13 protein-coding genes are annotated in these 13,425 nt (G+C 51.3%); 3 read left to right on the top strand and 10 right to left on the bottom strand.

Going from position 1 to position 13,425, the window contains the following annotated elements; genetic code table 11:
• Positions 1–99: 99 nt before the first annotated feature.
• A complete protein-coding gene (locus GOX73_RS20005) occupies positions 100–516 on the top strand; it encodes a c-type cytochrome (RefSeq protein WP_171126699.1) in 417 nt (138 codons plus the stop codon).
• 154 nt (positions 517–670) lie between these two features.
• On the opposite strand, the gene GOX73_RS20000 is transcribed toward GOX73_RS20005, so the two are convergent.
• Together GOX73_RS20000 and GOX73_RS19995 are read right to left on the bottom strand one after the other, a co-directional pair.
• On the bottom strand, positions 671–2,374 hold the full coding sequence (locus tag GOX73_RS20000; protein WP_171126700.1) for an alkaline phosphatase family protein: 1,704 nt from the start codon (positions 2,372–2,374) through the stop codon (positions 671–673).
• 520 nt (positions 2,375–2,894) lie between these two features.
• Positions 2,895–3,830 carry a hypothetical protein gene (locus GOX73_RS19995; protein ID WP_171126701.1) on the bottom strand — a complete coding sequence of 312 codons (936 nt, stop codon included), beginning with the start codon at positions 3,828–3,830 and terminating at the stop codon, positions 2,895–2,897.
• A gap of 534 nt (positions 3,831–4,364) precedes the next feature.
• On the opposite strand from GOX73_RS19995, the gene GOX73_RS19990 reads away from it, so the two are divergent.
• On the top strand, positions 4,365–6,443 hold the full coding sequence (locus GOX73_RS19990) for an autotransporter outer membrane beta-barrel domain-containing protein (RefSeq protein ID WP_254429265.1): 2,079 nt from the start codon (positions 4,365–4,367) through the stop codon (positions 6,441–6,443).
• Positions 6,444–6,531: 88 nt separating this feature from the next.
• On the opposite strand, the gene GOX73_RS19985 is transcribed toward GOX73_RS19990, so the two are convergent.
• The gene (locus tag GOX73_RS19985; RefSeq protein ID WP_171126702.1) at positions 6,532–7,461 is read right to left on the bottom strand and encodes an SdiA-regulated domain-containing protein; all 930 of its coding nucleotides are present in this window, start codon (positions 7,459–7,461) and stop codon (positions 6,532–6,534) included.
• A 182-nt stretch (positions 7,462–7,643) separates the two neighbouring features.
• Between GOX73_RS19985 and GOX73_RS19980 the strand changes: the two genes are divergently transcribed.
• Positions 7,644–8,402 (top strand): hypothetical protein, encoded by a 759-nt coding sequence (locus GOX73_RS19980; RefSeq protein WP_117870884.1) that lies wholly within the window; start codon positions 7,644–7,646, stop codon positions 8,400–8,402.
• Here GOX73_RS19980 and GOX73_RS19975 read toward each other — a convergent pair whose 3' ends face one another.
• The 7 genes from GOX73_RS19975 to GOX73_RS19945 all read right to left on the bottom strand — a co-directional run bounded on the left by GOX73_RS19975 (position 8,403) and on the right by GOX73_RS19945 (position 13,215).
• A complete protein-coding gene (locus tag GOX73_RS19975) occupies positions 8,403–9,344 on the bottom strand; it encodes a metallophosphoesterase (RefSeq protein ID WP_170624505.1) in 942 nt (313 codons plus the stop codon).
• On the bottom strand, positions 9,334–10,767 hold the full coding sequence (locus tag GOX73_RS19970; RefSeq protein ID WP_171135079.1) for a hypothetical protein: 1,434 nt from the start codon (positions 10,765–10,767) through the stop codon (positions 9,334–9,336). Before GOX73_RS19970 ends, GOX73_RS19975 begins: the two co-directional genes overlap by 11 nt.
• Positions 10,768–10,786: 19 nt before the next feature.
• The gene (locus GOX73_RS19965) at positions 10,787–11,431 is read right to left on the bottom strand and encodes a hypothetical protein (RefSeq protein WP_170418739.1); all 645 of its coding nucleotides are present in this window, start codon (positions 11,429–11,431) and stop codon (positions 10,787–10,789) included.
• Positions 11,432–11,551: 120 nt separating this feature from the next.
• Positions 11,552–11,725, bottom strand: coding sequence for a hypothetical protein (locus tag GOX73_RS19960; protein ID WP_157054209.1), 174 nt, complete (start codon positions 11,723–11,725; stop codon positions 11,552–11,554).
• A 42-nt stretch (positions 11,726–11,767) separates the two neighbouring features.
• On the bottom strand, positions 11,768–12,073 hold the full coding sequence (locus GOX73_RS19955) for a hypothetical protein (protein ID WP_170418736.1): 306 nt from the start codon (positions 12,071–12,073) through the stop codon (positions 11,768–11,770).
• 52 nt (positions 12,074–12,125) lie between these two features.
• Positions 12,126–12,740: a hypothetical protein gene (locus GOX73_RS19950; RefSeq protein WP_170624503.1), complete on the bottom strand. Its 615-nt coding sequence runs from the start codon at positions 12,738–12,740 to the stop codon at positions 12,126–12,128.
• A 55-nt stretch (positions 12,741–12,795) separates the two neighbouring features.
• The gene (locus GOX73_RS19945; protein ID WP_170408625.1) at positions 12,796–13,215 is read right to left on the bottom strand and encodes a hypothetical protein; all 420 of its coding nucleotides are present in this window, start codon (positions 13,213–13,215) and stop codon (positions 12,796–12,798) included.
• Between the last annotated feature and the right edge of the window lie 210 nt (positions 13,216–13,425).

The raw sequence follows: 13,425 nt of genomic DNA, 5'->3' as shown, positions 1-13,425 counted from the left end.
TGTGTTAAAGGACCGACGTTGACCGGGGGAAGATGTCGGTCCATTTTTGTTGTAGTGAACTCTCGTTTAGTAAAGGACCTCCGGCTTATGAGGTACTTTATGATCGTTGCAAGCATGGGCATTTCTTCGGTTGCGACGATATCTGCGGCCGATGAGTTTTCGGACCTTGGCAAAGACCTCTTTGTTGAGCATTGCGCCAGATGTCACGGAATCGATGCAAATGGAAAAGGACCTGACGCAGCTGATTTGAAAACAGAGCCTGCTGATTTAACAAAGATTTCCGAACGCAGAGGGGGTGTGTGGCCCATGTTGGAGGTCATGTCGATCTTGGACGGATATTTGAAAGCTCAAGAACCTCGCGATGACATGCCTATAATCACCGAGTTGAACGACGGCCCTACTGTCGAATTCGATACGGGGAATGGTTTGGTTACGCGTATTCCTTCCAGACTTATCGATATTGCTGAGTATTTGGAGAGTATTCAGTCTCCGAAGCCGGAACGATATGTTCCGTGAAGGTCTGCTCCGCATTTGTGTACGCTAAAGAGTGCTGCGTTGGGCGGTTTCCGTAGTCGCCAAGAATCAACGAATATGAGGATCGCGTTGTGGACGATGCCGTCGCGGTTTTGCCTAGCTTGCTTCAATATCAGGACTCGCGCTTTACAGCGGTCTAATCCAAGACTTCTTGTAACACTTCACCGCTCGCACCATTAGGACGTGCCGTGCTCAATAATGCAGACAGTGTGGATGCGAGAGCAGTCGTACAAACACGGCGTGCGACCCGTTGCGGTTTTAAGTTCGGTCCAGCAAAGATAATCGGCACATGTGTGTCACCGCGCCACGGTGACCCGTGGGTGGATGTGACGGACAGACCATCGAAGTCTGCGATGAACCAGCCGGGTTTGAAAATTACGTATATGTTCCCGGATCGGGTGGGGTGGTAGTTGTTGCGGATCAGGCGCATGATGTCGGTATCGGGTAGGAGGTTTGCTTCGATAGCCGTACTGGGGACGGCGAATGCCACATCGGGAAAGGATAGAAGCTCTTCTGCAATAGCTGACTCCAGCGTGGGTAAATCAATATCACGGCGAGCCAATACTTCGGGGGCGATATTGAGATAGGGGTGATTATAACCCTCAAGCAATTTCCCGGTGATCCCAAACCGCTCCTTAAGCCTGGCTATCTGTTCCGTCGGGTCCCATGTGTCCGGAGCAACAAGGCCAGTTTGGATGCCAACACTCTCCAAATAGCCCGGCGCATCGGTGGTGCCGTGGTCCGCCGATAGAACTATCAAAACGTTTTCCAGCCCAATCCGTTCGTCGATAAACGCGAAGAGATTCATGAGAGTCTGATCGAGGCGGTATATCGTGTCCTCGGCTTCAAGACTGGAGGGGCCAAACACATGGTTGACGTAATCCACGGACGAGAAGCTAATCGCCAGATAATCCGTTACCGCGTCTTGCCCGATATCCTCGGCATCAATCAATCGTTTGGCAAATTGCGCCGTCAGATCGTCGCCAGCGGGACTAAGCGTTAAAAAGGTCGTAAAGTAGGGATTTTCCAGCGGGTCAAACCCATTTTGCGTCGAAGAATAGCGATGAGGAAAGGTTATGCCGAACCCGGCGACATCCGTCTCCCACGGTTGGTTGTCACGGTCGCCAAAGAGATAGGCTTCCTTTGGGTGCATCAATTCCCAAGAGGTTCCTTCAAATGAGGCACTCGGCGATGCGTCATTCCAGACAGAAACCCAATCAGGGTATTTGTCGTAATAATACGAGCTTGTGACAAAACGATTTGCGGCTTTCGAGAACCAGAAGGCTTTGCCGCTTTGTCCAGCCATTGTAATAGCCCCACGGTCTTTGATTGAAACTCCAAAGACCTTGGCCGCACCAGCAGTGGAAGCGTTTAATTCGTCCGAAAGCGTCGTAACAAGCATAGCGCGTGGTGACCGCCCATCTGTGCCAGCTGCCGCCTGCGTTGGGTCAATTTCAATATCGTCATTGACGCCAGCGCCATCTCCAAGAAGCGGAGCGGTGCTGTCTTCAACGTTGTAGACAACGCGGTCCAAGGTTCTGTCGAACCATATGTTTCCGATCATCCCATGCACTGCCGGTGTTGCCCCGGTCGCCAATGTGGCGTGCCCGACAACAGTCTCTGTATTGGCATGGCAATGATGGGCGTCCACATAGTGTACACCGTTTTCAAGTAAATTCTTAAGGCCACCCTCCCCAAGATTCTCAAAGTAACGTGTCGGCAGATCGCCCCGCAACGCGTCAACGGTCAGCTGCAAAACGAGACGAGGAGGTTCTTGCGCATACGCAGGAGCGATTGAAACCAACCACAAAGACAAACAAGCTCTCAGTGTTTTGGTCATAGTGCTTCCTTTCGCTGTATTGCGCAGCAGGTTGGCGGCGACCGCAATTGCGCGTTAGAATACCCGTTTCAATACCGAACTGATTACAAAAACGCTTCACGTCTACTTCTTCCGACCTATCGCGAAAGAGCCTGCAACACCCAAACAGATTGGAGCGCTAGCTGTTCTGCCTCTGAAGACAATTTGGATATCTACTGGGCAGAGGTTAGGGCATCAGCGACTGTCTGAGCGTTAGATTCAATATCTTTTGTCATATTCGCATTGTACGGGCCGACGGCTGGATTGCGATGCAATCGAGGTCTTGAAGGGCCATAGTCATAAACTCAAAGCCTTACATTGAAAAATTCGACGCCCTTTGCAACAAATATACGCGTCTAAAGTGTTCCTCTCCCAACTTGTCGAGAAGTGCTCATCTAGTCGGGCACAAATTTGCAATTTCAGAAGTGCGACACCAATGCTGTCGAGCGCGGTGAGCAGGAAGACTTGCGACCGAGGTTTTTCTGTCAGCTGCTTTGCGGTTTTAGTTTTCGGAACGGTTTTCTATCTGTTCCCAAAACCAACTGATCAGGAATGATAGCCCTCCGACTACAAAGACTATCATCGCCGCCGCTTCTATTCGAAAGACCGCAAACTCAATCGTTGGGGCCGTCACCAACAGAGTGGCAACAGTAAAGAACATCGCGGTCCATAGCGTGTTACCACCTATTCTGTGCATGCCTATGACAGCGGAAGCAAACCCGAGGATCAATAAGACTTGGTTAGACAAGCCGCTGAACTCGAAACATAAAGCTGCCGAAGACCCAAGCGCCACGCCAACCCCAAACCGCAATGCAGCATCAGGCACTTTTTGAATTGGAGCCAAGACGCGGAATACGAACAACAACGAAAGCCAATAGGATTTTTGATTTCCGATTACGTGAGCGAGCAATGACGTCAAACTCATGCCGACAATTAAGAATAGCCAAACAGAAATTGCTTCTTTGGAAGACATGGGAGGTCGTATTGCTGATCCCGCCAAGTTAAGCCGAACGCTGAGCAAACTACCGACTGTTGCCGCGGCCAGAAAAATCACAACATGAACAACAGTACGCTCGTCGGGGGGGATCAGTAAGTACAAGAGCAATCCGTTCAATGCAGGAACTGTTGCAAATCCACCGTTCTTGTACCCTTCAAAAGCAGCCCAACTGATCAAGACAAAACCACACAGAAAGGCGATCCACTGAAGCGGGAAGAGTGTGCATACCAGTATGCTCACCAGCACCATCACAAACGTTCTGGCGTTAGCAACAAGACTAGAAAAGACAGACCCTAAAAAACCAGCTGAAAAACCCGCGACTGCCGCAATACCACCAAACGCAACGACCTGATCGCCAAGCAGTACGACGAGTACAGCTGTTGCACATATTATTAACGCCGTACTCCAAGAGAGCAATCTTCCATCGAACTTGGTTGGCACCCTTGTTCCTCCACTAAGCGGCTTTTCGTCGTGAGTGCACTTTAGCCCTTAGGAAGCAGACTCTTTCGAATTTTCTGAGACTCTTCACCGGCCCAAGCTTTTGACAGGTCAATGCGAAGAATGGCAGCGCCTCTATCTGCTGTTTGATAGGATTGCTTAGTTGCTTCAGAAAAATTTCCATAAGAGGAAACAAGCTTTAAGGTGGGTTTGACTTATTCGCTTAGATCGAGGGCAAGGCAGGTGTCAAACTATAGCGCTATAAATCTAAGTCGAGTTGCACGACGCAAGACTTTGGTGGGCTTCAGCTCAGCGATCTCAACTTATGTGATACTATCAGCCAGCGCCGCGGCTCAAAGCTCACAAGCCTGCGTAGAATTAGGTTCTCCCCGGATAGAGTATTCATCTGGATCTGAAAGCACTCGTGTCAATCAAACAATCTCAACGACCGAACGCACGTGTCTCCCGATCCCAAACGGGCCCATTACAGGGCTTACAATTGGAAACTCCTCAATCACGTCCTCAGGTGAAATTGAGTTGTATGTTCCCGGCCAAAACACTGTTCCAAGTAATGCTTCAGTTTTGACGCTTCTGAATGTTGATGTCGCCGCAGGTAGCGGAGACTTTGTTTCGCGAGAAGCCTTGGCAAAAAACATCAACGGGAAGCTTCGAGTGAACCTCATCGGAACTTCTATTGGTTCCGGCCGATCCATGACGTTTGCGCCATTCAACGGCGCGAATATCGACCCCACTGAAGTTTACTTCCAGTCCGACCGCCCGCTAACCTACGACAACCTGACCGTTATGGGAGCCACCGAAGTAGTCTTTGGGGCATATAATATTCAGACCCGAGTTGCTGAGGCTTCTGATTTCACGCTGACGAATAGTTCGATTTCTTCGACCAGCGATATGGCGATAGCCGCCGGTACAACCGTTCGGCTTGATGCGGCAAGCAGTTTGAACACCGTAAACTTTGAGAATTTTGGCACGCTGGCCGGAACGGGTACTGTGAACGCATTCAACTTCACAGTTAAGAACGGAGGGGTGCTTTCGCCGGGCTTTTCAATTGGTACACTCAACAATAGCGGCGGCATTGCCTTTGAAACTGGGTCAAGGCTCTTGACTGAAGTCGATCCGACGGCCGGGCAAAAAGCTGACTTGGTGTCATCCAGCGGGCCGGTGACGGGAATTGACCGCGCGACTGTACAAGTCGAAGCTGCTCGGCCCGGTCTGACAGCGCAGGACTACGCTGCCGGCAACAACTACACGGTATTTCAAGCCTCAAGATTTGATGGAGACTCACCGACGCTCGTCGCAGGAGGATCCCTTCCAGCGTTGTCCAATCTGACGATAGCCAACACGCCGACCACTGATGGTCAGATTGATATCGCATTCACCGCTCAACCGGTCACAAGCTTACCCCAGAACCCAGCAGTTACCAATTCGCCAAATGCCAGCAATCTCGCTGGCGCGGTGGCCAACACCACAAACATGTCACCTGGAACCAATCTGACCAATGGCTCAACCTTGGGCAATGCCGTAAACACGCTTACCAATTCAGGCCTGGCTGGGTTTAACCGTGTGCACGCCGAACCCTATTCCTCGAACCTGACCGTTGGGCTTGAGCAATTAGACCTGATAACCAACACCGTGCTAAGCCACGCTGACTGCCGCAAGTATCAAGCGGTCGGCTTCAGCAATGACGATCAACCCGTTGCATCTGGCGACATCGACTCGGCCCAGAGACCGAGCGGCGCAATCGACTGCTCTGACCGGCGCTGGTGGATCGACACATCCTATGTGAGCGGGGACGTTGATGGAAGTAACGGCCTTGGGACATTCGACTATTCGCTGGGCACCATTTTGGTTGGAGCGGACGTCGCAAGTACGGATCGAGGTGTGGTCGGCGTTTACGCAGGCTTCGGGACATCCTCCATGGATGAGCACGATCAAGTCGATCAGGACTTTTCGACCGACAGCTATCACGTGGGCGTCTATGGGCGTACGACAACCGGAACATGGGAGTTCTCTGGGCTGATCGGTTACATGTTCGGTGAAACCGACGCCAAGCGGCGAAACCCTTCTGTTGATGGCTTTACGGGCGGCGAAGCAAAGTCAGATTTGGACCAAGAGGGAATCCACGCCGGTATCCAGGCACGGAAGCTGTTTAGCCTGGACAACGGTGCTAGGGTTTCTACGGTTTTTGGATTGAACTACGGACGCATCAGACAAGGCTCAGGCACAGAAACCGGCGGTGGCGATTTCAACTATTCCATTGAAAAAGCGAACGCAGAGTCTTTGGTCGCTTCCATTGGAGTTGACTATCAACAAAACTTCTTGACAGAGAATGGTTTGCTAACCCCAATCGCCTTTGCCCGGTATGAATATGACTTCTTTGCCAACAAGGACAATGAGCACGAAATCACTGTAACAAGCCCGATATTTGGCACGTTCACGCAAGTCGGTCAAAACCGAGGAGCAAACGGCTTCGTTCTTGGTCTGGGGCTAGGGTATCAGATCTCTGATCTGGCCAGACTAACGGCAGGATATGGCTATTCAGTTCGCTCCAACGGCCAAGAACATGGCCTCGGTGCAAACTTAAGCGTTCGGTTCTGATTAGGGCGGACCAACGAAGAGGAGTGGTAAGCTAGCTGCAACAACTTGCGGAAGCTATCGTGGCGGTGTGAACTTCATTCTCTAGCGATCAAAATTTGGGGATATTAAAAACATAAAGCCGCGATTTCTTGGCATCGTCTGTCAGGATATAGAGAAGCCCTTTGGTCTCATCGAGAGCGATTCCTTCGGGATGTTTAACTTCCTTTTGTTTGCCATCATCTGTGAACGTCAAACTGATAGACTTTACGGACTTGAACTCTGGATTGTAGATGAAGATTTGACGTCCTTTGTCGCTCAAAATCCAAAGAGAACGTGAGGACGGGGACCAGGCTAAGCCGCTCAAATCCAGTTCATCGTCATTCACGCGATCAGACATAAAACCAGATTCGCGATACAAAGGGATGATTTCATCAATCTCAGTTAGCTCTGATGACAATACTAACAACAGCCGCGGCTGCCCTTCGATAACCACGAATACTCGCCCGGTGTCCGGGTCGACGGCGATGCCCTCAGGTCCCTTGTTCAAAGGGTTACCGACGAGCAATTCAGCGGCGTCCGAGTAGCCTTTGAGAGATGTGAGAGGGATTGTAGTTAGTTGAATGGGGTCAGTCGGGTGAACGACTAGAATTGATCGATCAGTTTCCTGAAGTACTAAAACAGACCCATCTTTTCGTGATGCGACGCCCTCCAGATCTGATCCCGCCAATGAAGGCAGCTTGAATGAGTTTCCTAATGCCCCGTCGATTCCAAGTAGGTGCAGTTTAGGTTCAGCGTCGCTTACTGACCATAAGAAGCCTTCCGCGTTGGACAGAGACAATCCGGAAGGCTCCGAGAAGCCTTCCGATTTATCCGCCACCTTGAAGGAGTCGATGAGAGTCAAACCGGGACTCTCGGCGTGGGCGAGCTCGATCCATGCCAGAAATGCAACAGTCGTGCTTGCATAAGAAGCTAGTGTTCCAAGCTTGGGGAAGCACCGTGAAAACCCAAGTTTCGACCGAAGCAGCTTGTGTTCTGTCATTGGATTCTCTCGCGTTTGGACCACATCCCTGTATCAGCGTTCGTATCACAGTCCGGATACGATGTCCGAAGAATGCACTGTAATCTCTTTACCTGATCCCGCCTGTTGCGATTGAATTGAATAGGGCATGATGTGCCTTTGGTTAAGCGTAAGCCTTTGGCGTGAGCAGGAAGGAAGACAAGTTGAATACGACCCTCACATTTGTGACCGTGTTGTTGATGTTGCTGTTGCCAGGTGCTGCGGTGTCACAAGTCGATCCTGCGACGATGCTGGCCGGGGCTTCGGGGTCGGAAATCGTTATCGAACGCCGGTGGACGCAGTTTCGTGGCAAACAGGAACTGTATTTCTTCACGCTCGATGTGATCGTCACGATCATTCTGGCTGGCTTGATCGTCTATCATCCGGTGAGACGTAAAGCCCGTAGAAGCGTCCGCGATATAGTTATGCCAAGGCTTTTCTTCCTGTATGCGCTTATCGGTATGGCGGTTGGTTTTCTGGTAGTTCAGCACGGTTCAATGATCGGTTTCGTTATCTTTGGCATCGGCGCGTTGCTCAGGTTCCGCTCCAATCTCGATGATCCGGTGGACACTGTCGAAATGATAATCGTGACCGTTCTTGGTCTTGCGGTCGGTTTGGGCTTGCCGCTGATGGCCACACTGGTGGCGGTTGTATGTTGGTGTTTCATTTGGCTCGGTGGACGAAACAAGGGTGTAGAAATTTCGCTCAAAGCTTCAGACGAAGAACACTCATTGAACGTCAGCGGCGCTATTGAAGCTATGGCCGCAGACGCTGGCTGGAAGCTGGTCAGAAAACACCACGTCCCCGGAAAGTCTCGCGTCTCATTGCTTTTCATCACCTCGGGAGGGCTTTCAGAAGCCCGGATCGAAGAGATGGTAAACGATCTGGTCCCAGAAAAAGTCGAACTGAAACTCAACCTTTAGTCATTTAACAAGGTCCAAACGTTTCAACACCGCGTTCGGGGATCTGATCTCTTTCGGAAGCGACTTAAAGTTTACCGACCTTTCGAAATCGGGTCCTCGATATACTGCTATCCCAAACTCTCCGTTCGGCTGGAACGTAACATGAGTGAAGCTGTGAGGTGATCTGGCGCTATCGCCAATAAGCCGCCGCGGACCACCGCCCAAACAAGCTTGGGAGACGTAAGCTACACCGTCTTTCCAACCGGGATAGAAGGCATGATGGTGGCCTGACAGATGCAGAACGACACCGCTTTCCAAATAGATTTTTTCAAGTGTCGGATCACCGATGATTTCGCGCTCGCGCTGGATCGCGAAGGGCCAAAGTGGGAGGTGACTGAAAGTGACAATCGGGTCCCCGTCTGCACCCAGTTCCTGTAGCCGGTCCTGCTGGTCACCGGATAGCGGACCCAGGGTCGTTGCATCCAGAGACGCAAACACAATGCCCTGCATCTCAAACGCGTAGAAGAACGGGTAGTCATCTGAAACTAGGAAATCAACGTCTGGTTTTCTCGGAGCCCATTCCTCTGCGTATATTTTTCTTTCGCGCTCGAACCCACGGTAAGCAGAGGCATCATGGTTTCCTGGCGTGACCGCAAATGGAATGCCGGCAGCCTCTAAAGGATCTGATACGGCCTCGTGAAACGCCTTCCACATCTCCCTCACCTGTTTGTCGGACAAGTTGGGAATGCGCTGTCCCGCGACCATATCGCCCGTCGAAATCACCAAATCGGGATCAATCTCGACTATCCGCTTAATCGCCTTGTCGACGCGGGCATCGTATTTCACCGAACCATAGCTGCCGTTCAGATCCGATATGACGATAACATCCAATGCCGCCGCTTTGCAGGCGATCAGAGTGGTCCAAATGAACGCCGCGAAAAGCGTAGAAAGCCTACGGGTCATTACAATCCACTGTCTCTACCTCGGTGTTGTTTCTCAAAAAGAATGCGACAGGATCCAAGTCGAACATCAAATCACCATTAGAACAATTGTCCTGGAGAATGGACGTTGCCAGCTCGGTGTTTTTTACAACTTGTGCAATCTGCCTATCTGACAACCCAAGGCTTTGCGATAGCCAGCCGTAGACGGGACCTTGAGATTGAAGATCACTATTCAAAGCGACCAAGCGCCGATACACGCTTGGAGAGAAGTGCCGCATTTTCTCCAGCATTTGAGTGGATTTCGCGAAGTTGGCATACTCGACACGCCCGCCAGCATCGTTGTCGTTTAGATTGCTGCGACGGATCAATAACGCGTCGGCGGGAACGTCTCCATCGTTTGGCTCATGGTGCTTGGCTTTCTTATGCTTCAGCTTTCCGTCTTCGACCCAATACCAATAGGGTGTGAAGTCTATGTTTCCTACGCGGTCCTGCTGGCTAAAGATGAAATCGAGGAGTACAATCTCGGTAAGTTCTTGCATCCAAAATGCCATCTGTTGGTCACTGACATCGGGACCGAGATCCTTGTTGATCATCCGGTCTCTTCGACCTTCTCCGACGCCCTCTACAATGGCCTCTGGCAAGGGTTTTGAAGAACGCAAAGCCAAGAAAGCAGGAGTTTCCTGAAAATCGCGGTTCTGACCTTTTCCCCAACCAGATTTACGGGTGCCGTTGATTTCCGAGCCGTATCGATGCCCAGGGCTATCAAGCAGTACACCGTATATTTGCGTTCGATCTGCGGTGAATAGATCATCGGTCGGTTGGTATGAGTTCGGGTCAGCATCCGCAGCTGCGAAGACCCGCCAGCCTACGTGGTTCATGCGCCCGCCATGAGAGCCACCAGAAATCGCAAGGCCAGGCTCGGCGACCTCGGAAAAATGCGCCTGGGCGTCCATGCTACGCCAAACGGCGACTGGAACTTTTACAGTCGCGTCGAAATATCTGGAGAAATGATAGTAAAGCAGTGAAGACGTGGAAAAGGTTCCACTGGTGCCTTTTTGGTTCATGGTGGACTTGAATTTAGCCACCCTGTCCTTAGCCAGATCTTTTGCCGCCTTCCCCTCTTTGCAAGCGTTTCTCTCGAATTCAGAACGGTTCCCCACGTAAGGTCCTTCCGAAATATCGTAGACTGCCATTCCTGGGCTGGTGCTCCAGGTTTTTGGGCAAATAGCAATTTCGGAGGCATAGAAATCAATCTCGCAATAGGCCGTTTCTTCCTCAAGATCGCTTTTCTTATACTCGCCCGTTGGAACTTTTTCGATCCGAATACAGCGTTCAGTAACGCCGTTGGGACTATCAAATGTCGTGGCTTCACCGAGAACATCGTCGTTCGCCCACAAGACAGTGGGTGCAATTAAAGCAAATGACCCCAGAAGATTGAACTTCATTTTGATAGTCCTCCCAATATCATTTGGGGCAAATCGCTGCCTGTTGCTCGTTGGAGATCTTCAATTTTGGGTCGACACTGAAGTTGGAAAATTTTGAGTCAATCCACTGGTCGCACCCGCCTGAACAAGGGGCTCCGTTTCGGGCATCATTCCAATATTCCTTGGCCCTTTCTTCTGTCCAACCGCAAAACTGAACGAGCGCCATCGCCGACAATGCACCTGAGGAATGAACGCCCCACATGCAGTGCACCAGAACAGGGCCCTTTCCAGGGTTTTTAATCACCTCGTGTATGGACGCCATGACAGCATCGGGTCGAGAGGATCTGGCGCTCTGATAGTCAAAGGATCCGTTTCCGCAGCTGGTGCGACCGTATTCAGTGTTTTTGCCGAAGTCGGCATAAAACCCGGTTGAAAACCCTTCGCCGCACAGAGTTTCGCGTTGACCTTCACTTAGGCCAGTTCGATCCTTGTCGCCGCCCTTGAAACCGGATCGATACAACACTCCGCTTAAGACTGGGCGAAAGAAAGCGACACCATCAATGCCTCCGTCACCACCCTTTGAAAGCATTTGACTGTTGCTTGGACCGCCATTTCGACTGGTCACGTCAGAATTCGCAGCGGTTGCGAGAACACCAATGAATATGAGGGACGCCAAAAACCGCATGCCAAATCCTTTCTATTCTTGAACCTTTAATGCTCAAACTCTTGCGACCTGATAGTCTCTCGGAAAGGCTAGTTCATGACAACCATATCAAGTGGGCAAATAGCTTTCCGCTGTGAAACTTTAGATGGGCCACACGAGATTGATGATAACGACGACTACGAAGTAGGCTAGAACAACTTTCCAGTTCCATTGGTGCTTGTTTTCTTCGTTGATCACGCCAGCCGATTTCAATGCCAGGTTAGTGATGATTAAGGCGACAACGATGACCGCCGCGTGTGCCAGGTCGAATTGCAAGTTTGGGCTCCTTCTCTTGGATTTGGGATTGATGGAAATTTGTCAGCAGTCACCTGATGGCAGCATAGCTACATCTGAGTACCTTCCCTCAGACGTCGTGATCTGAGCACATGCACCTGTATCCTTGTTAAACCAGTACGAGGTCAGCCCTTCGCTTCGGATGAGTTCAAATCCGAGACTTTGGATGCCCATTTCAGCTTGGCCCGCTCTTGCCCCTTCAAATGGCGAAAGATCGCTAGAGCTGCCCACAGTTGGTGCACTTGCATCCACCGATCCGCCACTCTCTTCGCATGCTGCAAGTGCAGAAATACATACCGCGCCGATCACCATTAGGACATTGGTTCTCATGTGTTTTTCCTGGCTGTTTTGGGAACGTGTTCAAGGGCTTCTGGTCGATCACCTATTCAATTCCGAAAATTACGTTGTAGCCGACGGAAGAGTTGCTGCGATTGATAACCTCCACAACATGATCACCAGATTGCCAAAGCTGCCCTCGATACTCCTTGTCCGCCGACATTAATCCCAACAGTTCAGAACCATCGGGGTTACGAATAACGTAGTCTAAGGAGCCATTTCGCGGAGCAACGCGGACGTAAAGAAACTGTTCGTTTTTCGCACCAAGAACATATTGCTGTGACGCTCCGGGCGCGAGTTCACCAACGAGTTCGGCGCCGGTGGAACCAGCATCGAATTTGACACGTTGGCTACCAGTAGACCCGGCGGCGCCTGCCATGGCTCCACCGCCATCATCCATCGCTTCGACAACCGACATCTCTCCAATGCTACCATCCTTGTACGCGATGCAGCGCCAAAGTGTTCCGCCTGCGTCTCGTAGCATGACGAGCGTGCCCGCCTCTGAGAATTCTGAGCTTTCAATCGTTCCGGATTGACCGTCTGGTCCACCAACCTGTCGCAAATGATCGATACACGCGTCGTCTGCTTCAGACATTGCAAAAGAAGCCGTGCCTGCGATTGCGAACATCGGTGCGAGGAATTTGAGTACAGGGAATTTCATCAGATGGTCCCTTGCTGGCTGATCCTTAGAGTTTTGTTCCGTACAAAGCGGAACCTCACTTCGCGTCTCGTAACTTTGACAGAAATTCATCGCATGCCTGCGCGCTGCCGACGATCTCGTCCGTCGTTTCAATTCCTTGCAGTGACGCCATTTCGGAATTTACGCGGTTGAGGATCTGATCCGCTTGCTCGGCGGTGATAAGGTTCTCAGCTTGTGCTCCTTTCAATGTGGTGCAGACACCGGCGGACAAGCCTGTCGCAACGCCGACACCCACCGCGGCCCCGCCACCCAAGGTCATCGCCCCAACCACGCCGAGGACGAGCCCGATCACAATTCCCAAGATTACTTTTCCCATGTTTTCCTCCCTTTTGGTGAGAAAGAGTTCAGCCACCACTACTGGCGCAATCTGCGTGCCCATCTGCAAATCAAAACCAGCGCTAACAGGTTGAGCGCCGGAGCAATCGCCGCGAACCACGGCTTGGCGGACTCCGAAAATAAGTCCGCCACAAGTATCCAAGGTAGTCCCAACGGCAGCAGGAACACTCCGGACAAAGGGTCTCGTTCCTGTCCCAACCAGCCAAATGTGCCCGTCAAGAATGCAACCAACGCCAACAGGTACATGACCGCGAATACGATGATGGTGGTTCTACAAACCAAGTCGAGCCTCAGCAGATCAAGCCAGCGC

It is taken from the genome of Ruegeria sp. HKCCD7221 (assembly GCF_013031225.1).
Classification (GTDB): Bacteria; Pseudomonadota; Alphaproteobacteria; order Rhodobacterales; family Rhodobacteraceae; genus Ruegeria.
This window is presented reverse-complemented; position numbering and strand designations above follow the sequence as displayed.

Bases quoted from the DNA above. Each gene is read 5' to 3' on its own strand.
- GOX73_RS20005 (WP_171126699.1), top strand. From the start codon at position 100: ATGATCGTTGCAAGCATGGGCATTTCTTCGGTTGCGACGATATCTGCG.
- GOX73_RS20000 (WP_171126700.1), bottom strand. From the start codon at position 2,374: ATGACCAAAACACTGAGAGCTTGTTTGTCTTTGTGGTTGGTTTCAATC.
- GOX73_RS19985 (WP_171126702.1), bottom strand. From the start codon at position 7,461: ATGACAGAACACAAGCTGCTTCGGTCGAAACTTGGGTTTTCACGGTGC.
- GOX73_RS19975 (WP_170624505.1), bottom strand. From the start codon at position 9,344: ATGACCCGTAGGCTTTCTACGCTTTTCGCGGCGTTCATTTGGACCACT.
- GOX73_RS19970 (WP_171135079.1), bottom strand. From the start codon at position 10,767: ATGAAGTTCAATCTTCTGGGGTCATTTGCTTTAATTGCACCCACTGTC.
- GOX73_RS19965 (WP_170418739.1), bottom strand. From the start codon at position 11,431: ATGCGGTTTTTGGCGTCCCTCATATTCATTGGTGTTCTCGCAACCGCT.
- GOX73_RS19955 (WP_170418736.1), bottom strand. From the start codon at position 12,073: ATGAGAACCAATGTCCTAATGGTGATCGGCGCGGTATGTATTTCTGCA.
- GOX73_RS19950 (WP_170624503.1), bottom strand. From the start codon at position 12,740: ATGAAATTCCCTGTACTCAAATTCCTCGCACCGATGTTCGCAATCGCA.